The organism is Trichocoleus sp. ST-U1 (assembly GCF_039961835.1).
Lineage (GTDB): Bacteria > Cyanobacteriota > Cyanobacteriia > Cyanobacteriales > FACHB-T130 > FACHB-T130.
This window is the reverse complement of the sequence record NZ_JAMPJZ010000015.1, coordinates 57,198-80,671: the sequence shown is the minus strand read 5'-3', so window position 1 is coordinate 80,671 and position 23,474 is coordinate 57,198. Positions and strand designations below refer to the sequence as shown.

General features: G+C 47.9%; 14 protein-coding genes. 6 read left to right on the top strand and 8 right to left on the bottom strand.

Translation table 11 applies throughout. The features are described 5' to 3' along the window. Positions 1–60: 60 nt before the first annotated feature. Positions 61–1,938: a DNA-directed RNA polymerase subunit gamma gene (locus NDA06_RS08495; protein ID WP_190425180.1), complete on the bottom strand. Its 1,878-nt coding sequence runs from the start codon at positions 1,936–1,938 to the stop codon at positions 61–63. A 92-nt stretch (positions 1,939–2,030) separates the two neighbouring features. Further along, positions 2,031–5,348 (bottom strand): DNA-directed RNA polymerase subunit beta, encoded by a 3,318-nt coding sequence (rpoB, locus tag NDA06_RS08490; protein WP_190413949.1) that lies wholly within the window; start codon positions 5,346–5,348, stop codon positions 2,031–2,033. On the opposite strand from rpoB, the gene NDA06_RS08485 reads away from it, so the two are divergent. After that, the gene (locus NDA06_RS08485) at positions 5,347–5,580 is read left to right on the top strand and encodes a hypothetical protein (protein ID WP_190425176.1); all 234 of its coding nucleotides are present in this window, start codon (positions 5,347–5,349) and stop codon (positions 5,578–5,580) included. The two genes, rpoB and NDA06_RS08485, sit on opposite strands and share 2 nt — an antisense overlap. A 504-nt stretch (positions 5,581–6,084) precedes the next feature. On the opposite strand, the gene NDA06_RS08480 is transcribed toward NDA06_RS08485, so the two are convergent. Together NDA06_RS08480 and rpsT are read right to left on the bottom strand one after the other, a co-directional pair. Then, positions 6,085–6,885: a YchF/TatD family DNA exonuclease gene (locus tag NDA06_RS08480; protein ID WP_190985478.1), complete on the bottom strand. Its 801-nt coding sequence runs from the start codon at positions 6,883–6,885 to the stop codon at positions 6,085–6,087. Between the two features lie 114 nt (positions 6,886–6,999). Next, positions 7,000–7,332 (bottom strand): 30S ribosomal protein S20, encoded by a 333-nt coding sequence (gene rpsT, locus NDA06_RS08475; protein ID WP_190425173.1) that lies wholly within the window; start codon positions 7,330–7,332, stop codon positions 7,000–7,002. Between the two features lie 204 nt (positions 7,333–7,536). Between rpsT and hisD the strand changes: the two genes are divergently transcribed. The 3 genes from hisD (at position 7,537) to NDA06_RS08460 (ending at position 10,928) form a co-directional block, all read left to right on the top strand. Then, entirely contained in the window at positions 7,537–8,844 is a 1,308-nt protein-coding gene (gene hisD / locus NDA06_RS08470; RefSeq protein ID WP_190425170.1) for a histidinol dehydrogenase, read from the top strand. Between the two features lie 19 nt (positions 8,845–8,863). Next, positions 8,864–9,289 (top strand): universal stress protein, encoded by a 426-nt coding sequence (locus NDA06_RS08465; RefSeq protein ID WP_190985473.1) that lies wholly within the window; start codon positions 8,864–8,866, stop codon positions 9,287–9,289. A 694-nt stretch (positions 9,290–9,983) separates the two neighbouring features. Next, positions 9,984–10,928, top strand: a complete 945-nt coding sequence (locus NDA06_RS08460; RefSeq protein ID WP_190985472.1) for a DUF928 domain-containing protein — start codon at positions 9,984–9,986, stop codon at positions 10,926–10,928. 259 nt (positions 10,929–11,187) lie between these two features. Here NDA06_RS08460 and NDA06_RS08455 read toward each other — a convergent pair whose 3' ends face one another. Next, positions 11,188–11,571, bottom strand: coding sequence for a hypothetical protein (locus NDA06_RS08455; RefSeq protein WP_190414613.1), 384 nt, complete (start codon positions 11,569–11,571; stop codon positions 11,188–11,190). A gap of 427 nt (positions 11,572–11,998) precedes the next feature. Between NDA06_RS08455 and hslO the strand changes: the two genes are divergently transcribed. Together hslO and NDA06_RS08445 are read left to right on the top strand one after the other, a co-directional pair. Continuing rightward, positions 11,999–12,898 (top strand): Hsp33 family molecular chaperone HslO, encoded by a 900-nt coding sequence (hslO, locus tag NDA06_RS08450; RefSeq protein ID WP_190414614.1) that lies wholly within the window; start codon positions 11,999–12,001, stop codon positions 12,896–12,898. A 204-nt stretch (positions 12,899–13,102) separates the two neighbouring features. Next, entirely contained in the window at positions 13,103–15,364 is a 2,262-nt protein-coding gene (locus NDA06_RS08445; protein WP_190985471.1) for a chromosome segregation ATPase, read from the top strand. Between the two features lie 51 nt (positions 15,365–15,415). Here NDA06_RS08445 and NDA06_RS08440 read toward each other — a convergent pair whose 3' ends face one another. From NDA06_RS08440 to NDA06_RS08430, 3 genes are all read right to left on the bottom strand, one after another. Next, positions 15,416–18,847, bottom strand: a complete 3,432-nt coding sequence (locus NDA06_RS08440; RefSeq protein ID WP_190985470.1) for a hypothetical protein — start codon at positions 18,845–18,847, stop codon at positions 15,416–15,418. Between the two features lie 564 nt (positions 18,848–19,411). Beyond that, positions 19,412–20,533 (bottom strand): response regulator, encoded by a 1,122-nt coding sequence (locus NDA06_RS08435; RefSeq protein WP_190985469.1) that lies wholly within the window; start codon positions 20,531–20,533, stop codon positions 19,412–19,414. Beyond that, positions 20,511–23,459, bottom strand: coding sequence for a PAS domain S-box protein (locus tag NDA06_RS08430; RefSeq protein WP_348251703.1), 2,949 nt, complete (start codon positions 23,457–23,459; stop codon positions 20,511–20,513). Before NDA06_RS08430 ends, NDA06_RS08435 begins: the two co-directional genes overlap by 23 nt. Positions 23,460–23,474: the final 15 nt, after the last annotated feature.

Below are 23,474 nucleotides of genomic sequence, written 5' to 3'. Positions count from 1 at the left end.
GTGAGGAGGAAAGTCAAAACTCTTTGCCCGATCCTCAATCACTCCGTCCTCAACACTGATTTATATTGCCAATGCCTCTTGAATCGTCTTATTGTAGATAATTCGACCGGGCGTCGTCCGAATGTATTGGGTCAAGACATTTCCTTCCTTGTCTTGCCGCACTCGACGGAAGTTGTAGGTTGTCCAGACGGTGCCATCAGCTAAGGTTTCCACCTTTTCCGGCTCCGCATCCGGTTTATCATTCTCTACTATCCCGTCAAAGCGCACCCAGATGTAGGCGTGTAAATCTACCGCAGACTGCTCATAGGCTAAGAGCGCATCATCCAAGCTGGCGAAATAACCTCCAGCACCCTTGGTCGCTGCTGGGTTTTCTGCCGTTAGGTAATAGCAGCCTAATACCATGTCTTGGCTAGGCGTTACAATGGGTCGGCCCGTCGCTGGAGAGAGAATGTTATTAGAAGCCAGCATCAGTAACCGCGCTTCTGCCTGAGCCTCCAAAGAAAGCGGTACGTGAACCGCCATCTGGTCGCCATCGAAGTCCGCGTTGAACGCCGGACATACCAGTGGGTGCAGCTGAATTGCTCGACCTTCTACCAGAATTGGCTCAAACGCTTGAATCCCTAGACGGTGCAGCGTTGGTGCCCGGTTTAGCATCACCGGGTGTCCGGCAATTACTTCCTCTAGCACGTCCCACACAGAGGCATCCCCGCGCTGAATCAGCTTCTTGGCTGCCTTGATATTATTGACCAGTCCGCCGCGAATCAGCCGGTGAATTACAAACGGTTGGAATAACTCAATTGCCATTTCTCGTGGCAAGCCGCATTGGTGGATTTTTAGCTTTGGTCCCACCACAATTACAGAACGTCCGGAGTAGTCTACTCGCTTACCCAACAGGTTTTGCCGGAAGCGTCCCTGCTTACCTTCAATAATGTCTGACAGAGATTTCAGGGGTCGATTATTGGCTCCTACTACCGTCCGTCCCCGACGACCATTATCGATAAGCGCATCCACAGCTTCTTGCAACATCCGCTTCTCGTTGCGAACAATGATTTCCGGTGCCAAGATTTCTTGGAGCCGTGCTAAGCGGTTGTTGCGGTTAATTACCCGACGATACAAGTCATTCAAGTCAGAAGTGGCAAATCTGCCGCCATCCAGCTGCACCATTGGACGCAAATCTGGCGGAATTACCGGAATCACCGACAGCACCATCCACTCTGGCTTAGAACCAGTCGCGATGAAGTTGTCAATCACTCTCAAGCGCTTAATCAGTTTCGCCCGCTTCTGACCCTTAGCATTGGCAATTTCCTCTCGTTGGGACTCAGCCTCTGCTTCCAAGTTAATGTCCTGCAAGAGACGTTGCAGCGCCTCAGCACCAATTCCCACCTCGACACCTTGCAGGGTAGAATCTTCGCTATAGAGCTGCTCCTCAATTTCCAGCCACTGATCTTCCGTCAGCAACTGCTTGTAACTGAGATTCTCCGCATTGCCAGGACTGAGTACCACATAGGCATTGAAATAGACAATCTGCTCCACATCCCGCAGGGGCATATCCAGCAGAATCGACATATAGCTGGGAATGCCCTTGAGATACCAAACGTGAGCCACAGGTGCCGCTAGCTTAATGTAGCCCATACGGTGACGACGCACCCGCGATTCTGTCACTTCTACGCCGCAGCGTTCGCAGACAATACCTCTGTGGCGCACCCGCTTGTACTTGCCGCAGTGGCATTCCCAATCTTTTGCGGGACCAAAAATGCGCTCGCAGAAAAGGCCATCCATTTCTGGTTTGAGCGTCCGGTAATTAATCGTTTCGGGTTTCGTAACCTCACCCACCACTTGACCATTGGGCAGGTTTCTTTGCCCCCAATCCTGAATTCGCTTTGGCGATGCCAGAGCAATTTTGACGTAGTCAAACCGCTGTTCTAGCTGATGTCTCATCTGTCGCTGCGCTCCAATTAAAAATTAAAAATGAAAAATTAAAAATTAAAGAATTCCTAATTTTTAATTTTTAATTTTCCATTTTTCATTGATTAAACTTCGTCTTCTTCCAGTTCCTCGCGGCTGAGAGATTCATAGGTGGGTCGCGTCGGCGTCCGGCGATTTGACACATCCGCCATCAAGTCAACCTCTACGTGTCCCGTGGTTCCGTCCTCGGTCGTCTCCACCTTATGGACGGCAATATCTAAACATAGAGATTGCAGTTCTCGCATCAACACCTTGAACGATTCTGGTGTTCCCGGTCGCGGAATCGCCTTGCCTTTCACGATCGCATTCAGCGCTTCGTTCCGCCCCTGCATATCGTCGGATTTCACCGTCAGCAACTCCTGCAAAATGTAGGCAGCGCCAAAAGCTTCCAGCGCCCACACTTCCATTTCGCCAAATCGCTGTCCGCCCTGCTGCGCTTTGCCTCCCAAGGGTTGCTGCGTCACCAAAGAGTAGGGTCCCGTAGAACGGGCGTGGATCTTGTCGTCTACCAGGTGTACCAGCTTCAGCATATACGCCTTGCCCACGGTAATCGGACGGTCAAAGGCTTCCCCAGTACGCCCATCAAAGACTCGGAGCTTTCCGGCTTCATCAGGGTTAAATAGCCAGTTCTTCCCGGTCTTCTTCCTCGCCTCCTCCAACTTGCCATGCACCGACTCGCGGCTTTTTTCCGCTCCGTGCATTTCGTCGAAGGGAATCACTTTGAAGCGGACATTTAAGTTCTCACCAGCCCATCCCAGCAAGCACTCAAACACCTGCCCCACATTCATTCGTGAGGGTACTCCGAGTGGATTGAGCACGATGTCCACGGGGGTTCCATCTGGCAGGTAGGGCATATCTTCGGCGGGTAATATCCGGGAAATAATCCCCTTATTACCGTGCCGTCCCGCCATCTTGTCGCCCACTTGGATTTTGCGCTTCTGCGCGACGTAGACACGCACCACCATGTTCGCTCCGGGGGGCAGTTCGTCGCCCTGTTCGCGGGTGAAGACGCGCACGTCTACCACGCGCCCTTTCTCTCCGTTGGGCACTCGCAGGGAGTTGTCCCGTACATCCCGCGCCTTTTCACCGAAAATTGCCCGCAGCAGTTTCTCTTCCGGTGGCTGGTCGGATTCCCCTTTGGGCGTCACCTTTCCTACCAGAATGTCCCCAGCTTCTACCCAGGCTCCAATTCGGATAATCCCGGTTTCATCCAGGCTTCGCAAGCTATCTTCCCCGACGTTAGGAATTTCCCGCGTAATTTCTTCGGGTCCTAGCTTGGTTTGCCGTGCCTCGATTTCGTACTTCTCAATGTGGATGCTGGTGTAGACATCGTCGTAAACCAGCCGTTCGCTGATTAAGATCGCGTCCTCGTAGTTGTAGCCTTCCCAAGGCATATACGCTACCAGGATATTCTGCCCCAAAGCCAGTTCGCCCCCTTCGGTAGCAGAACCGTCGGCAAGTACCTGTCCGGCAACGATGCGATCGCCCTCATACACTAAGGGTCGCTGATTCAAGCAGGTATCCTGGTTTGAGCGCTGATACTTCTGCAACTCATACTCGATCTGCGGTCCGTTGGGTTCCCCGGTTTCGTCGAAACTCCGCACTGCGATCCGCGTCGCATCCACAAAGGTGACTTCCCCGTCGTATTTGGCAACCACGACCATCCCGGAGTCCCGCGCCGCCTGGGCTTCCAAGCCAGTCCCGACTAGGGGTCGCTCTGGCTTCAATAACGGCACTGCCTGCCGCTGCATGTTCGATCCCATCAACGCTCGGTTGGCATCGTCGTGTTCCAAAAAGGGAATCAACGATGTGGCAACCGAAATAATCTGCACCGGCGACACCGCTACATAATCCACCATGTCGGGTGTCGTGGTGGTGAAATCTTGGCGATATCTCACCGCTACCGATTCTCCCAAGATCCATCCATCCACATCCATCGGGATGTCCCCTGGCGCGACTTGCAGATCGTCTTCCTCATCTGCCGTCATATATACCGGCGCTTGTTCCTTGAGTACCCGTCCGTTTTCTACCTTCCAGAACGGCGTCTCTACAAATCCATAGGCATTCACCCGCGCATGAGTTGCCAAAGAGCCGATCAATCCAGCGTTCGGTCCTTCTGGCGTCTCAATCGGGCAAATCCGCCCGTAGTGGCTCGGATGAATATCCCGCACGGCGAACCCTGCGCGTTCCCGCGTTAGTCCTCCCGGACCCAACGCTGAGAGTCGCCGCTTGTGAGTCAATTCCGCTAAGGGATTTGTCTGATCCATAAACTGGGACAACTGGGAGGAGCCGAAAAACTCCTTAATCGCCGCTACCAAAGGCTTCGGGTTTACCAAAGAAGCGGGTGTTAGGGTTTCGGCATCCGAAACGGTCATCCGCTCCCGGATAATCCGCTCTAAGCGGTTCAAGCCGACGCGCACTTGGTTTTGCAATAGTTCGCCTACTGAGCGCACTCTTCGGTTCCCCAAGTGGTCGATATCATCGGTAATCCCGATGTCATATTCCAAGTTGATCAAGTAGTCTACCGCTGCCAGAATATCGGTTGGGGTCAGCACGCGCACTGTATCCGGCACGGAGAGCCGCAGCTTCTTGTTCAGCTTATAGCGACCAACGCGACCCAGGTCGTAACGCTTCGGATCGAAGAAGCGCGATTCCAACAACTGCTGTCCGCCAGAAACCGTTGGTGGTTCACCGGGTCGTAGTTTCCGATATAGCTCCATGAGCGCTTCTTCTTCGGAAAACTGCCCTTCTTTCTCAATGGTCTTCTGGAAATATTCTGGGTGACGCAACGCATCAAAAATCTCAGAGTCGGAAAGCCCCAAGCTCTTGAGTAATACCTGTGCCGACAGTTTGCGCGTCTTATCGATTCGTACCCACACTAAGTCGTTTTTATCGGTTTCAAACTTCAGCCACGCGCCCCGGTTGGGAATAAGAGAAGCTGAGTAGGTACGGCGTCCGTTTTTGTCGGTTTCCGATTTGTAATAAACTCCGGGGCTTCGCACGATTTGGTTAACGATCACCCGCTCGGCACCATTAATAATAAATGTGCCTCGGTCGGTCATTAGGGGCAAATCGCCGATGAAGACTTCTTGCTCTTTAATCGTGCCGTCTTCTTTATTAATGAGCCGCGTCGGAACGTACATTTGTACGGCATAGCTTGCGTCCCGACGCTTGGCTTCATCTACATCGTACTTGGGTCGCTTGAGTTTGTAGTCTTTGCCCAAGAAGTGCAACTCCAGCTTGCCGGTGTAATCGGTAATCGGCGAAAAGCTGTTAAGTTCTTCAATCAGACCTTCTTCCAGGAACCAGCGGAAGCTGGCTCGCTGAATTTCTACCAGGTCTGGCAACATATAAGCAACTGGAGTGGAGGTCTGATTAGTCATGCTTTTCCTCTTGCAAAAGAATTCAGGAATTACCTGTCGTAAGGGTGGGTTTAAGAAGAATGCCAGTGGGGAGACCCGACTTCCCAATCAACCCGATCGTCTAGAACTCAAAAGTCATCCGTTAGTAAGGATGAATCCTGAATTGATTCGTCCTCCATCGTTGATGGTTTTGAATTCGTCCTTCATCTTTAGATCCTTCCCATCTAGCGGGATGGAATTCGTGCCAAAGTAAGCAGTAGCGGCGAAGTATGCCTCACTCGTCCCCAAGGACAAGCGATTGGCAAGAACAAAATGAGCCGTTTAGTCCCCACTAGCAGGGAAGGAAACGTCTCAGGGTTGTTTTTCGTTGGTTTTATACGCGAACCAGCAGTTCGCTTTGGCTTGTTTGCTCAAAGATAATATTTAGTGCTTCTTTACCAGGTATAAGGACAGTGATTGCAGGGGTATGAAGTCTGTTTAGGTGGAGCAGGCAGCCATCCCAGTTTGCTCGCAAGAATTCTGTTCATAGAGGGTCTTTTAAATATTATGTCGCAAATTGACTTTCTTTGTTGACACCTACCTCTAAATTGGGGTAATGAAACCCAGAAGGGAGAAAAGAGATTTTCCACCAAAAGTTATTGTCTTCGGGGGATGGATGTCTCTGTCGTGGTTCTCCCTGCCTTTCCAGTGTCTACAGCACTCAGAACGGGTACGGTACGCGGCACGCGGCATGGATAAAAGCCCTTACAATTGGGCACTAAATCGCAGCACAAGGCTGAGGTACGGAAAGTCGAAACAGATTACAGGCATTCTGGGTGGTTTGCGTGGCTAGAGTCCCTAAAGAGACCCCCCTCAGATGGGCAACACAGTCTGCGACATATCGGACGTAGGAAGGTTCGTTACGTTTGCCACGCTTGGGAACGGGTGCGAGGAAGGGGCAGTCGGTTTCAATTAGGAGGCGATCGCTGGGGATTCTCCTCGCCGATTCCTGAACTTGAGTGGCGTTTTTAAACGTCACGATGCCGCTGATACTAATATAGAAACCCAAATCCAAGAACCATTGCATTTCTTCCGGAGTACCCCCCCAGCAGTGCATGACGCCCCGCACAGGACCCGTGCGCTTCCAGAAATCTTGCAACAGTTCGTGCATGGTCGCAGCAGCATCTCGGCAATGAATAATTACAGGCAAATCAAGTTGCTGCGCGATCGCTAGCTGTGCTTCAAATACTTCTATTTGCCGCTCCCTATCTTCCGCTTTATAAAAATCCAGACCCATTTCGCCAATTGCTACCACTCGCTGGTCAGAACTCGCCAGCGAACGAATTTGTTCGGCAGTTTCTGATGCCCACTTCTCGGTATCGAGGGGATGTAACCCCACGGCGAAGTAAAGTTCTGGAAATCGGTTTGCCAGTGATTGAATGCTTGAAAACTCCGTAGGTTCCACGCACGAATGCACTAGCCGAACGATCCCCGCTTCGCGCCACCGAGCTTTAATTTCTTCCAGATCGGACTGGAAGAGATCGAAGTTTATATGGACGTGGGTATCGAACAACTGTATCTGTTCAGTCATTGGTCATCAAGCATTGGGTAGTGGGTAACGGGTAGTGGGAATTCTACCTACCACCGCTTTCGATAAACAACTGACTGCTGACTACTGACGAGCGGCTAGCAGCTAGGAAGCAGAAGCATCGGACGAAGCCGGGGTTGAAGTTTCTGGCTGGGGCTGCGCGCGTTTGAGCGCCTTAGCGAGATTGGATTTTTTCCGGGCACCGTTGTTGGTATGCAACACCCCCCGCTTTACCGCTTTGTCAATCTTGCTGTAGACCTCTGACATCCGCCGCTGTACTTCTTGCAGCGATTCCGCAGTGGGGTTGGCTGCGTGGGTTTGGACGGCTGCAAGATAACTCTTCATCAGCGTTTTTACGGCTGATTTATAGGTCTTGTTACGCAGCCGGTTGCGTTCGGCTACTTGGACTCGCTTTAGGGCTGACTTAGTATTGGCCACAGTCTTGAAGAAAACTCTGTACAGTTAACAAACAGAACTAGATAGATTAATATACCATCTCTCCATAAATTATAGCGATCCCTTGAAAAATCCAGGTTAAGCTATAGAAACGAGTACAGGGAATAGGCTGCCTCATCCCTTGAGATGAGGATAGTGATATACCTGAACTCAGGCGGGTAATTCCTAGATGGTGATTCCGACTCCATGCTGCGAATCATTACTCAGGTATCTGAGGCAAGAACTGAACTGCGGCGTATCTGCGATCGCACCCATGACGACCAGATTGTTCATAAAGAGGCAACTGTTCGGGAAGTCTTACAGGCTGTGAAGCGCCAGGGCGACAAAGCTCTGCTGCATTACACGGCTGAATTCGATCGACAAACTTTGAATTCCGAACAGCTGCGCGTTAGTGGCTCAGAACTGGATGCTGCCTATCAACAGGTGTCCCAGGAGTTACTCAACGCGATTCAACTGGCACGTCAACAAATAGAAGCATTCCACCGGCAGCGCGTCCCGAAATCTTGGGTTCAATTTGGGGACGATGAGATTGTTTTGGGGAAGCGTTACACGCCGGTAGATCGAGCAGGGCTTTACGTTCCTGGCGGTCGAGCGTCCTATCCAAGTACGGTATTAATGAACGCCATCCCTGCGAAGGTAGCGGGTGTGCCGAGAATTGTCATGGTGACGCCACCAGGGCAAGAAAAAACGATTAATGCCGCGGTGCTAGTGGCAGCCCAGGAAGCTGGGGTGCAAGAAATTTATCGGATTGGCGGCGCTCAAGCGATCGCGGCTTTGGCTTATGGCACCGAAACCATTCCTAAGGTAGATGTCATCACTGGTCCCGGTAATATCTACGTCACCCTGGCGAAAAAGCTCGTTTATGGCACTGTGGGGATTGACTCGCTGGCAGGGCCTTCTGAGGTACTGATTATTGCCGATGAAAACGCCAATCCCGTCTATGTGGCGGCAGATATGTTGGCGCAAGCGGAACACGATCCGATGGCAGCAGCAATTCTCCTGACAACAGAAGCTGGGTTGGCGAAGAAAGTACAGCTAGAAGTAGAACGTCAATTGGAAGATCATCCGCGACGGCTACTGACAGAGAAAGCGATCGCTCATTACGGTTTGATTGTGGTGGTTGACTCTCTGTTGGTTGCTGCCGAACTCTCCAACGAGTTTGCCCCCGAACACTTGGAACTGGAAGTCCAAGAACCCTGGGATCTGCTGGAAAAAATTCGCCACGCGGGTGCTATATTCTTGGGTTCCTCAACGCCCGAAGCTGTGGGAGACTACTTAGCAGGGCCGAATCACACGCTACCTACCTCTGGCGCTGCCCGTTACGCTTCAGCACTGGGAGTTGAAACGTTTCTGAAACACTCCAGTCTGATTCAGTACTCGCCGACAGCGCTCCAGAAGTTTGGCAACGCTATCCAGATTCTTGCCCAAGCCGAGGGTTTGACTTCCCACGCTGATTCCGTGCGGCTGCGAATCGAGAAGAGGTCTGACGAATAACGAATAAGGAGATTTTGGGGTGCTAAAAATTATTCTGGTGGCTCTCGACAGTTCAGAGCTTTCGGAGGGAGTGATTCAGTCCCTGGAAGAACTCCAACTACAGCCAACGACCAAAATCATCCTTTCCCATGTGATTCCTTCTTCGGGGTCTGAGGTGGAAATTGCTGTTGATAAGCCTCATGCCTGTCCGGAGGATCTGCCCTATCGGCAGATTGAAAAGCAGATGGAATCTTATCAGGCTGCTCTACCCTGCCACAGCGAACTAGAAATCGTCACTGGCGACCCCGCTGAAGAAATAATCCGACTTGCAAATATTTATCAAGCTGACTTGATTGTGATTGGCAGTCGGGGTTTAACAGGTGTGAAGCGAATTATAGAGGGTTCTGTCAGCAGCCAAGTTGTTGCTGATGCCCCTTGTTCCGTGCTGGTGGTGAAGCAGGCATAAAATTAAAAAAGAAGCCCTAGCGAATAGAATTCGCGGCTATACAGACAAAACTTGCCTACCCATGTTTTAGAATGATTGATTATTCTTAGTCCGCCTGCGCGGACTTTTTTTATTTAGCCGCAAATTCCATTCCTTGGATGTAGGAAATGCTAATTAAGAGAATAATTCAGGCTCAGATTCTCGATTTTGAGAGCCTGAATTATCCCTGAGGTCAGCCTTACCCTTTGCTTTTTCTTTAGATGAATTTGAAAGTAACTGGTTTCGGTTCTGATTGAAAGAATTGTTCTAAGCCAGGAATTACATCCTGAAAGCAGTCTATAAACGTGTCTCTTCAACCTAGTTTAGAGTGCTGGATTCAGCATTAATTTCATGCTAAAAGGAACTTTTTCTAATTCCTAGTCCCTAATAACTTCTAGTAAAGTAGAATAATTATTCTAGTTGAGATTGGCTGAGTAGTAGGCTAATTGCGTAATCAAGAAGCTGAGAACCTTGCAAAACTGAGTGCAAACTGAGCGATGAGTTGAGACTGTAGCATTCTGTACTGGCTTTTTAATGAATGAATAAACTCACCCAGCCTATTCGGGGCAAATTTCCGACAAATAGGCTCGGTAGCGTCATGCTCAAAGAGTGCGAACAGCAGACCGAAGTTTATCAAGTTTTGATAGAGTAATAAAAATTACAACAAATACCCGGATTGCAGTACGGGATCTGGAAACTGCGATCGCCAAATGGTCGTCTAAAAATTTATTGGCATTACATCATTTGTAGATTTATGGTGATTTCCCGTAAATTAGGGACGAAGGTAGCAGGAAGTGCATCACTGATTTTGATACAGTTTCTCGGTTTAATAGAATTTCCCCTCAATTCTCTATTGAGCCGCCTATCAATTGATTTAGGGTTTAGCTCAACCGCTTATGCAGATGTTGTGCCGAAAACGCCAACAGGTTCTGGTTACGAGCCGGGTGATGTGGGTGCTCCCGGAAGCACCATTGGAACGGGAACGCGAGTTCGTTATCAGCCACCCGATGATGGAATGATTCCCAGAGGCGGTACCAGAGGCGTTGACGAATCGCCAATAGAATGCTCTGAGTCTCAGCCTACATCTGTGACTTTGTTGGCTCCTACGACTCATACCGGATTGACTGCATCAGGTCATCCCATCTTTTACTGGTACTTGTCGGGCACCCAATCGGTACCGCTTGCTTTTACACTGGTTGAGCCAGGAGTATCTAAGCCAATTATTGAGCAAACAATTCAAACACCCAAGGCGGGGATTAATCAACTCCAGATGTCCAAAGAGTTGCCAGAACTGGTTCCAGGACGGGAATATCTATGGACAGTCACTCTGAAGTGCAATCCGAAACGACGTTCTGAAGATCAGATTGCTCAAGGCTGGATTAAGCACGTACCCGCAACACCTGCTCTAGAGAAACAACTGGCAGCTGCGCGATCGCAGATTGGCAAGGCAGCAATCTATGCTCGATCGGCATACTGGTATGACACTCTAGGCGTAATTTTAGCCGCCCATGCTACTTCCCCCAAGGATCGGTTAATCCGCCAGGAGTTTCTATCGCTCTTAGAGCAAATTGGACTGACAGAGGTGAAAGAGCAAGAACAACAACGGTTGGTAAGGCAGTAGCTAGGTCATCCAACATAAATTTAAAATTGTCTCTGTCTGAATAAAAACCCGTTTTCTACCAGAAAACGGGTTTCTTTTGTTCCACAGAGTGAAAGCAAAAGTATTTGCAAATAAGCCACTGAAGAATCTACCTTCTCTGTCTCTCTTACTCAGTTTGTGTTCGCGTTAGTCTTTAATAGCGATCGCGCTACCACCAAGCATGAAAATCGTTCTTCTACCTACCCTTCAGCCCTCAGTCCTCAGTCCTCATCCCTCAATCCTAAGATCGGGATGCTAGAAATTCTCGCAAGCGCAGCAAACTGAGTGTTTGCCCCAAACTCAGCGACAGTAGAGATACTCCTTCTAGACGTGACTGTACCCAATGTTCTCCCCAGTACCACTCGTGATAACCGTCAATTCCTTGACTCAAGAGCAGGCGCAGACAGTTGGGTTGAGCCACTTCCACTTGGTGTTGTATCGCCACTGGCCCCACCCAACTGGTGTAAATTAACCCCTCAGACAGTTGTTCCGGTAGCCCTGCGGAAAGGCGCAGGGGCCACAACCACTGGCTTTGCTGGCTGGGGCGAAGCAGACTGTCGCCGATGGCTGCTGCGGGGGAATTTACTTCTATTCTCAGATGGCTTTGTTGAAAGTTTCCTAGCATAAACAGTTGCGGTTTCTTTGTTATTAGTTGTTACTGGTACAGAAGTTTCTATTTACTGTTCCTAATCTTAATGTAATCGTTTTTCTTGAGAGTAGCGGCTAAATAGTCCTGGCAGCTAAGAATTATCATGCATACTCTAAATTCAGATTTGCATCAACAACAAAAGAATGATTTTAATATAATATCTGTTTTTAAATTAGCTAAAACAACATGAAAAATGATTTTTAAAAATGTTAATTATATTTCAATCCTTATTTTTAGCCTGTTTATCCATCTGTGCCTGATAGAAGATTCAGGTTCTTATCTCTTATTTGAAAAACTAGCTGTTTTTGGCGGTTCTGATAATTAGCACCGCAAATACCACCTCACTATTAACTGCCATGCCTACAATAAAAGTATAGTGTGTTAAGAAATGTAAGGTTTTTTCATGGCTGATCAGTTAATCCGTGCCACGGCGGCAGAGGGTGGAATTCGCGCCGTTGGGGTCATTACCACACGCCTCACACAAGAAGCCAGACAGCGTCATAATCTTTCATACGTGGCAACCGCTGCACTGGGACGCACCCTGTCATCTGGGCTATTACTTGCCTCTAGCATGAAGCGAGAGGGGTCAAGGGTCAACATTCGCATAAAAGGAAATGGGCCACTCGGCGGGCTTCTCGTTGACGCCGGATTGGACGGAACCGCACGAGGGTATGTAGATAACCCAAGCGTGGAACTGCCCCCAAATGCCAAAGGAAAACTAGATGTCGGGGGAGCAATCGGTCGGGAGGGATACCTCTATGTCGTGCGCGATGTGGGATACGGCTACCCGTATTCGAGTACCGTTGAGCTGGTGTCGGGTGAAATTGGGGATGACGTTGCCCACTATCTGGTGACTTCCGAACAAACGCCCTCAGCGCTAGCGGTGGGTGTATTTATAGAAGCGGGTACAGTCCGGGCTTCTGGTGGGTTACTGGTGCAAGTCCTGCCCAAGGCGGCGAGCGACGAGAGCTTAGTGCAACTTTTGGAATCTCGAATGGAAGCACTGGCGGGCTTTACACCCTTGTTACAGGCAGGCAAGACGTTGCCGGAGATTTTGGAACAACTACTAGGAGATATGGGTCTGGTCATCCTACCAGAAGTCCAGATGCTGCAATTTCACTGTGGTTGCTCGATGAGCCGTGTCTTGGGTGCTTTGAAGATGCTGGGCGAAGCCGAACTGCAAGACATGATTGAAAAAGATGATGGAGCCGAAGCGACTTGCCATTTTTGTGGAGAGGTTTACAACGCCAGCAGTGACGAATTGGCGGCGCTAATTGAGGATTTACGTGCCGAGTCTGTTTAGGAATCAGAAGTTAGAAGTCACAAGGTAAGAAAAAATTCTAGATTCTGTAGCTGAATTGAAAATTTCCTTGTGAATGATGAATTATAGATTTTGACTTCTGGATGAGAATATAGCTTTTTGCGGCTGAGGGGAGTAGGATTGCAACTACTGCCTGTGCTAAAAAGCATTCGTCCCAGGCGAAGCGCGTTGTGGTGTGAATAAGCTATGACTAGAAATCCCGAAATTCCAGATGGCGGGCGGAGCGGCAAGTCTTCAAATTCGGCTGGGTGGACATCCCAAAAACGAGTGCCTGCGTCTGGGCGTCCGAGCGATCGCAAACCACACACGAGCGAGAACTCCTCTCAGCCCGTCCCCAGAAAAGCACCGCGTCCGGGGAAACAGCCACTTCCTCCACCAACGGATCGTCCTCAGCGTCCGGCGGGTAGTACTGCACCAGCAGAGGGGGGTCAGCAAATTCCGGCTACACTGCCGAACTCTCCGTCAGAAGCACCCAAGCCACCTCGACCTAAACGTTTTTTACGCTTGCCGACTAGCTGGGCATTCTGGGGCATCTTGGTGGTGCTGCTCTCTGGGGGGCTGGGTTTTACAGCGGTAGCGCTGTTGTTTAACCTGCCAGCGCTTCCCAACTGCCCAGCCATTTTTTGGCCTACGGCTTCGGCATCGCTGCGCCTCAGCTGCGCTCAGATAGCGGCTTCTAAGCAGACGGCAAAAGATTTGCTAGAAGCGATCGCGCTGGTGAATGGTTTGCCAGAAGATCACCCGCTACGCCCAGAAATTGACAAGCATCTGGAAGAGTGGTCGCGGGAGATTTTGAAATTGGGAGAGGAATCCTTCCAAGCGGGTCAATTGTCCGAAGCGATCGCAATGGCTCGCAAAATCCCCACGGGCGTACCAGCGTACAAGTTGGTGGATGAGCGCGTAAATCGCTGGCAATCCATCTGGTCGAAGGCAGAAGGCCTTTACAAAAAAGCCGAGGACGAGGTGCGCGAGTCTAACTGGACTCAGGCTTTTCGCGATGCGGTGCAACTGGTCTATATCGGCAATAACTACTGGGCAACAACCAAGTACGACCAACTGGTGAATCTAATTCAGTCGGCGCGGGAAGAAAGCGCCAAGTTGGATAAAGCGTTCCAACTTTCTAAGAGCGGAGGATTAGATAATCTGTTGGAGGCGATCAAACTGGCACAAGCAATTCCGCCCAGCAGTTTGGCATACAAGGAAGCTCAAGGCGCGGTGACAGAATTTGGGCGCAAATTAATCGATATGGCTCAAGAGGCACTCGATCGAAAAGACTGGCAAACGGTCATCCTCATTACCAGTAAAATTCCTGAAAGCCTGAATTTACAAAGCGAAGCGCAAGATTTGAACGACTTGGCAAGTGCCCAGTCTCGCGCTCAGAAGGGAACGGTTTCAGATTTGGAAGATGCGATCGCCCTTGCCCAAAAGCTAAATCCCGGACGCCCTCTATACGATAAAGCCCAGGATTTAATTGTTCGCTGGCAGCGAGAAATTGAAGATGTCGCCCATTTAGATCGGGCGCGGGAACTGGCAAAAGGCGGAACGGTCGGTGACTTAAGTGCAGCGATCGCGGAAGCACAACTGGTTCCCAGCACCAATCCCCGCTCCGCAGAAGCAAAATCTCTCGTCAATAACTGGACGAGTCAAATAGAGACGGTAGAAGATCGTCCCTATCTCGCTCGCGCCGATCAACTGGCAAGTTTGGGGGATATGAGTTCCCTGCAAGAAGCCATTAACGAAGCGAGTCAAGTGGGTCAAGGACGCGCTCTTTATACAGAAGCGAGGCGCAAAATCCGACAGTGGACTGACAAAATCGAGCGAATGCAAGACCAGCCTTATTTGGATCAAGCGACTGGTTTAGCGAATGCAGGGGATCTTTCCGGCGCGATCGCGGCAGCGGGACAGATTCAAGCGGGACGAGCGCTCTATCAAGAAGCTCAAGGCAAGATCCGACGGTGGCAAGACAGAGTTGAGCGGGTACAAGACCAGCCTTATTTGGATCAAGCACAAGCTTTGGCGAGTTCGGGTAATCTTCCGGGGGCAATTACCGCAGCCGGACAAATTCGATCGGGACGAGCGCTCTACGGTGAAGCTCAGGAAAAAATTAAAAGTTGGCGGACAGAACTGCGATCGCAAGAGATTTTGCAGTCCGCTTATCAGTTAGCGAATCCAGGAACACCGGAAGCGATCGCGCAAGCAGTTCAAACGGCTCGTCAGGTGCGTAACTCGACGCGAGTCGGTGCTGAAGCCAGAGAGGTGATTAATCGCTGGAGCTATCAACTGTTGGCGATGGCACAGGATCAGGCGCGGAATGATGTACAAAGAGCGATCGCGATCGCCCAAAACATCCCCGACGGTTCATCTGCCTACTCCGACGCTCAACGGGCAATCCAAGGTTGGAAACAAAGTCTAGAACCTCAATCCCTGGAGAACTCACCCTCTTTTTAGTCATTCGTTGATTATTCGGTGTTTTGCCAAAATCTAAAAACCGATCGCTCATTACCGCTTTTTCTGTTTTGCCTTTGTTGCCGTACCGCTCTTTCTTTTTCCTTTTTCTAGTATTGGCGCAACATACTTTAACCACAATTGAGTATGAGGTCTGCCAGCCTGATTCCACTCCTTAACAATCTGCTCGGATTCCCCGGCTTTTTCTAAATACTCCAAACCATTTGGCAAACCGAGAACAGAAGCTTTAGCTAGATAATATTTACGCTGTTGAGTAGAATCGCACCGTTCCCAACATTGCGCGGCACGTTCATAGTTCTTGGCACGGTAGAAACAAGTTCCCGCACGGTAGAGCATCCCATTCCAGCCTTCTCCTAAAGCTTCGAGAACCTCTCCAAATCGCTGCCACTCATTTGGGTGGAGGTTTGTCCCGGCAATTAAAGTCCCAATTCCCGTCGCATATTCCTCCAAGGCTAGTTTCCACTGTCGGCTGTTGCGGTGAATCTCCAACTGGTTGCTTTTGATGCAGTATTGGAGGAAGTGAGTGAACTCCTTTAAAGAAGGTTGGCTCAATTTTTTGTCCATAAATTGGGCAATTTGCCGCTCTGATTCCCGACCTGGCGGAGCCTTGTCAAACTGCTTCAACAATGCTGACCAACACATCCCCTGCCAAAAACAATCCCAAGCGTCTTCTGTTTTGCCAAGCACAAGAAAACGTTGACCAGCTTCGCTAAATTTCTGCTCAAATTTGAGTGCCCAAGCTTCACAAATTTCTGCTTTTTTAGCGTAGGCGCGATCGCTGTAACACTGTCTGGCACGTCTCATGAAATCTGGATCTTCCGAGTTCATTCCCCGACTCTCGAACTCCTGCGCGATCGAGTGCCAGTCATCTTCTTGCAGATCCCGTGCGCTTTCAGGTTTTCCCAAACGGATGGGTTGAACGTTTTCTCGCCAAGCAGGGTTTTGTGACTGCTGTAATAGCACTTCTAAATAAGTTTCTGTGACCCCCCAAAGCCGCTGGTCTCCGATTTGAGAATCAACAACAAATAGACGTTCTTTGGCTCTGGAAGCAGCTACGTAGAGTTTATTAAAGAAAAATTCAAATTCGTATAAACGATCTGCCAAAATGTCTTTTGAGTCTTCCCGTCGATTGACTAGATTCCAGACAGCTTTGTTACATTCCTCGCCAAATTTGTAGAGAACGACTCGTTTAAATTCCAATCCTTTAACTGCACTAGCACTCAATACATTTTTGAGCGGTTCTGACTCTGGAATTTCTACCAAAATTTGAGAAAGAACCGCATCGTTTTGAGCATAAGTAAGCTCTCCCCCTTCTTCACAAGGCACAATAATAATCGTGTCTCTCAGGTAGTGTTTGAGTTGCTCAATTTGAATATTCCGACCAATAATAAATTTTTGCGGAGTGGGAAAGTGACCTTGTTTCCAGGCAGTTTGCGGCTGAAGTGCCGGAATTTTGAACAGAACCTGACGACACAATTGGATCAGGTTAATCACTTGCACCACCGCAGTACAAGAGCGATAGTTAGACTTCAGCTCCGGGAAATTCATCCGCAGATTTAATCGCTGTGTGGGATCGAGTGCTGCGATCGCTTCATTGTAAAATGCTGCCTGTACGCTCTCCCAACGAAATCCCGTCGGGTTCAAGGTTTGGAAAGGATCTCCAGCAAAAGCAAAAGGCAAATTACGTATAGGCTGGTATCCCAGATCGCACTGAGAGAATGCAGACAGCCGCATAATTAACTGAAGCTCCAGCCGGGTGAAATCTTGCGCCTCGTCGCAGAAAATAGCGGTGTACTCAGCACGGTAACACTTGAGTTCCAGCACCAATCTAATCAAGTCTTGATCGTCCCAGTACCCTAGCTCGGTTGTTAGCCGCTTATACCAACGTCCCCAGATGGTTTTATAAATTTCTTGGAACTGAGCGGCTGGAACAGTGCGTTCCTGAGTCGGCACTTCATCCTGGTAGTCTTCTGGAGTCATGTACCGGAGACTGTACCCCTTGATGAAAGTTCTAATAACGTGCCAGGAAAGTTCTGGGGAATAGACCTGTGCTTGTGGCAGCTTTGAGTCTCGGTAAAGCTGTCGAAAGCGATGGAAAGAAATGTATTTCTGAGAATCGAAACGTTCCTGGAGTGTATGCCGGTAGCCGGTAGGGTTTCCCGCAGAGTAAGGTTGCTGGCTCATCCGGTTAGCCAGTGACGCATCGTCTGCTTCTAAAGGGAGTAAGTTTAAGAGAAATGTCCCAAACGGCTGAAAGAAAGCACTGACATCGGGGATTTCCGAACCTTCTGTTCGATCTGCAACAAAGCGGTGATGGAATGTATGCAGACAGCGCACGAACTCTTTCGCAACCTCTAATAGTCGCTTATTATAAGTTAGAAAAAGTGGCTTTCCAGGAAGTTCTTTTCCCGGCTCGTAATAATATTTTCGATAACAATAATCTGCAAACAAATACAATAGCATAGTAGATTTACCGCTGCCCGCCCGCCCATTTAAGAAAAGCGGCAGACAATTATTTTCCCGTGCTGATGTTGTTGACACAGAGTTAAGAATTGCCTCTTCTTCTGCCGAAAGAGCTAGATTTACTTCTGCGCCTCTTTGAATGGCAAGCCAACTTTGTTGATCTGTTACTAAGTAACTCGGATAAGACCGTCGCGCAAAGGGAGTGAGTTCATCCAGCGTTAAAGGCTTAGATAAAACATTTTTAGAACCATTAAATAAATTAGTTGCCTCCCCTATTTGGGCTATTTCTTCTGTAGAAGGTCGATGAGCAAAAGATGCTAGGAGAAATAATACTATTCGAGGCGGTTTATCGGCGGTCTCAAGTTGGCTAAATAGCACATAGCAATTATTTTCACCGCACAAATACACACCAGGCCATGCAGCAATTTTCTCAGCGTTCCTCGATTTTTCTTCTATTCCAGAGATAATTTGATAGTAAATTTCCCAGTCTTCTCCGATTTCTGGACTCTTGAACTTGGCAATCCACTCATCACTTTCGTAGAGGATTGCCCAAGAGTCTTTATCCTTTTCTATCTCCCAGCCTGGAGGTTCTAGCCAGGGAAGCAAATCGTCTGGAAGCGGTTCGCGTCTTGAAGACACGTTGCTAGCTGACGGTTGCTGTTGTTGAAGCCAACCAGTTAGCGCTTCCTCATCTAATTGGCAGTCGAGATTCTTTTTACCGTACTCTTCTGGGGTTCGCAGGAACTTTTTGTATTCTTTAGAGCCACGGAGAAAAATGTCTAGTAGACATAGCACCAGGTCGTCCTGTACGGGTCGAATTCTGGCAATGAGGCGTAAATTGTTTTCCCCTCTCCGCTTTAAGTAGGGATAAACCCTCTCAAAACGTGCCTGTGACTCATCAATACTCAAAGGCTCAAGTTCGTTGCATAATTTATCTACTTGAGCCTGAACACCATAGCACAGAGTCTTTCGGTTAAATTGGGAGGTGCGATAGACGTACATAAACTTGTCTGTAGCTGTTTCTGAAAAAAACAGGCTGAAGCCACTATTACTTATTGTTATGCAGTAGAGAAATTGCTGTGTAGAATTTTTGTTACATCTTACACAGAATCGCAGTTTTTGCCTCAAATAGTTCTAATTTGCCTATCCTTCCAGGTCGTGTCATTATCCACTTGTGTTGAAACTTGAGCTTTGTTTCAATCCCGCCAGAGAATAAAATTTCCCTTCTAATTGCTCAGAGAATGGTTTAAAAAACTGAATTTTTATAAAATTAGTCTGTTTCAACTTACATTTTGTACTACTCGCATTACCTGTCTCTAGTTTCAACCCCTTGCTAACAGAAGCAAGTCTTCTCTTAGAAGACTAAGTAGAAATTTAAGTCCATTTCAATGAACTTAAGCTATGAGCTTTGGACTGAATTTCAAAGCAGACTCCCAGCTTCCTGCGAATGGTGCAATATGTCCTTATGCTTAAGGTAATGACAAACCTTCCAGGGTGAGCCAGGAAAGGAGAAATCACCGATATCCTGGTACCTATGTCAATTGGTATTTAATTACGTTTTTCTACTTAAGCACTTGTCTGAATGGGTAGTTGCACGGTAAATGTAGTCCATCCTTGTGTGCTTTGAGCCTGAATGGTTCCTCCTATTTTTTCGACCAAATTTTGCACTAAATATAGACCTAATCCACTTCCTCCCTCTTTCCAGATATCACCATTAGGAATGCGGTAAAATTTTTCAAAAATTCGAGGTAATTCTGTATTTAAAATTTCTGCTTGATTGGTAATTTTAAAGTTTACTCTTGAATTTGAGTTTAAATTAATATTTATTGAATAATCCACATAGACACTAATGGATATTTCACCAAAAGAGGGGGTATATTTACAAGCATTTCCAATCAACTCTATTAATATTTGCTCCAGACAAATCCGGTCTGAAATCAGTGGAGGAAGATTGGGAGAACAATCAATATTTAAAATTTGCTGGCGCTGAGCTATTCCAGGTTTAAATGGCTCAATTAAAGTCGGAAGCCAGTATTTTAGAATTAAAGTTTCTGGAGAAAATATTTTTTTTTCCGAGCCTAAACGATGCAAATCTAAGATATTATTAACTAGTTCTATTTCCCGAATACATTCAGCTTCTAATAACGCTCTATATTGTTGCTGTTGTTCTTCATTAGAAATGATTTCCAACATTTGAATAATCAGCTTCATGTTGGCTAGAGGGGTTCGCAAATCGTGAGAAGCTCTAGCAAGCAAATCATCTTTTTGAATATTGAGCTGCTGGAGTTCTTGGATTTTCCCTTGCAGGAGTGTCACAGCTTCTTGTTTTTTCAGCCGAGTAGCGATCGCACCTAGCAATTCTGCTCTGGTAAACGGCTTCGTCAGATAATCATCAGCCCCTAGCTGCATCCCTTGGCGCAAGTCTTCTCTCTCCGTTTTAGCGGTGAGAAAAATAAAGGGAATTATTGCCGTTATCTGGTCTTGGCGCAATTGAGTTAGCACGCTGTAACCATCAAAATCGGGCATCATGATATCACAAATAATTAAATCAGGTTCGTGTTCCCTTGCCAACTGCACCCCCACTAAACCGTTTTCCGCACCAATGGCATCAAAACCCTCCGCCTTGAGGAGTTTGAGAAGGTTGCTTCTAACGGCTGGCTCATCTTCAATCACCAGAATCGTTTTCACAGGTCTGACTCGTCAATCTGTTATTTAAAGGAAGAACGACTTTAAACGTCGTGCCAAGCCCAATCTTACTAGCTACTATTATCCTACCCTGGTGTAAATCTACACACTTTTTAACAATTGCCAGTCCTAATCCCGTACCATTAATGTTGCCGACATTTGTTCCCCGATGAAACGGTTCAAACAATCGGGATCGATCTGCTAGAGGAATCCCAATTCCTTCATCTTGTATTTCTAAAATAGCCTCTCCATCCTGGGAAGCAAGTTTAAAATAAATATTGCTATTCTCTGGTGAATAATTGATAGCATTTGAGAGCAAATTATTAAGGATTTGTCGCAGTAACTTTCTGTCCATACAAGCATTTAGAGATGGGGATTTACTGGTAAAAACAACCTTATGCCCCCTGTTTGCAGTAAGTTGTATTTCAGCAACGATGGCCTGACAGAATTCAATTAGGTCAAGGGGTGCCGGATTAAAGTTTAATCTTGCTGCGTCGGCTCTTCCTAATGTCAGCACATCATTTAACAGATGGGTCATGTGGTGAACAGAGGATTGAATGAGGTGAAGTTGTTCTAATCTTTCCTCTTGAGTCCAGCGAGCGCCATAATATTCTAGTAATTCGGAAGAAGACAGAATAATGCTTAAAGGCGTGCGGAACTCGTGAGAAGTCATAGAGACAAAGCGAGATTTGAGTTCGTTCAGTTCTTTCTCTTTTGCCAAAGCATTCAAAATCTCTTCTTCTGCCTGTTTGCGCTCCGTAATATCTATGCACGAGCCGATGTAACCCGCAAAGCTGCCATCAGGGGTGAAGCGCGGAATCCCCGTATCTAAAATCCAGCGATAATTCCCATCAGCACGCTTGAGGCGGTATTCCACTCGCACTGGTTGGCGAGTATTGAAGGCTGATTTATAGGTGTCCAAACAAAGCTGTAAACCATCGGGATGGATACTTTCTAACCAACCGTTGCCCACTTCTTGTTCAAGTCTACGTCCTGTAAAATCTAACCAAGCTTTGTTGAAAAATGTTCCCTTGTAATTAACGTCTGACATCCAAATCAAAGCAGGCACGTTGTCAGCCATGATCCGGAAGCGGGTTTCACTTTCCCGCAACGCTTCCTCCATCTGTTTGCGCTTAGTTACATCCAGAGTTAGAGACAGCACCGATACTAAATTGCCCGATTTATCTAATAATGCCGAGTTGTACCATTCGCAATAAACAACCGAACCATTTTTGGTGTAATTGCGGTTTCGGGAAATATTACGCTGTTCGCTGCTACCGATTAGCCGCTGAATAACGCTATCGACAGTTGGCACGTCTTCAGAAAAGACAAACTGCCACTCAGCCGGATGTTTGCCAATGACTTCCTCCGCTTTCCACCCGAAAACTTTTTCTGCTTCCGACGACCAACGCGACACCCGAAAATTACAATCCCACTCTATGACCGCTAGGGGTGAGTTTTCAAAATGAAAGTTCAGTCTCTGAAGTGCATCCCGGAGCGCTTCTTCTGTCTGTTTTTGCTCAGTAATGTCACGAGCGACACTTAACACAGACTCTACTGACCCATCTAAAGCAAATTCCGGGACGATACGAGCTTGATAGCATTTTCCGCTTATTGAAGACTTGCTTTCAAAAACGTGTTGCTGACCTGTTGTAAACACATTTTGAAGGATTTGTTGAAAAGGAATATAAATTTCGGGTGGCATTCCTAACTCTGAATGAGTTTTGCCGATAAATACTTCTGGGGATATTCCGATTGTTCGCTCTATAGCGGAACTGACATATAAATGTCGCAATTCTTTGTCAAATCGGGAAATAATATCAGGGGAATTGTCAGCCAGTGCTTTAAATTCTTGTTCGCGGCGGTGGAGTGCTTCCTCTGACTGCTTGCGCTGGGTGATATCGACCGCAATCCCGGTTGTTCCGATTACCTCCCCGGTGTTATTAAAAATTGGGGTTTTAATTGTTTCTGTCCATAGCATCTTTCCTTCTTGGTAGACTGCGGGTTCTTCGACACGCTTGCGCTTGCCGATTTTCATCACCTCTCGATCGTCCTCTCGATATCTTTCGGCTAAATCTGGATGCCAAATATCTAAATCTGTCTTCCCAATTAAGTCTTCTGGTTCGAGTCCGCAGGCTTTGCCAAATGCTTCGTTGACGGCAATGAATCTGCTTTCTTTGTCTTTTAACCAAGCTAAATGGGGAATATTATCGAGGATGGCTTTCTGCTGGCTGCGTTGCTGTGTTAGCTGTTCCTCTGCTTGCTGGCGTAGCGTAGCGTGTCGCAGGCTTTCACTAATGTCTTCTAAAATTCCAACATGACCGATAAATTCTCCTCGATCGGAGAACATCGGTGAAGACTGAACGCGAACCCAACGCACAATTCCTTCCTTAGTTTGAAAGCGAAACTCGTCAGAGTATTCTCTCCGTTCACGAGTATGTGTTAACCAATCTGCAAAGACGCGATCGCGATCGCTTGAGTGAACCACCTGCAACCACCCTTCTTGCAAACTCTCCTCCAAGGTAAAGCCACAGATGGCTTGACAGCGGAGATTTGTGTAGATGCAACACCCCTCCATATTTGCCAAAAAAATCCCCACTGGCGAGTAGCTACTCAAACAACGGAACCGTTCTTCACTTTCTCGCAACTCATCCAGAGCTTTTTTGCCTTCGATAATTTCTTGCCGCAATTGCTTGTTGGTTTGTGTTAATGCAGTGGTACGTTCCTCGACTCGAATTTCTAAGGATTCGTTCGCTTGATTCAGTGCAGCTTCGGCAGCTTTACGTTTGGTGATATCGCGTGAATTAGCAACAAAGTCTGCGATCAATGGGTTAGCTAGCGAATTATGATATTTGTGCAGTAGTTTAGCTTTTTCAGCTTTGAGTTGGCGGATTAATTGTGGTTTTAGCGCAGCCTGCACGGATCTCACTCGTCTTCCCAATCT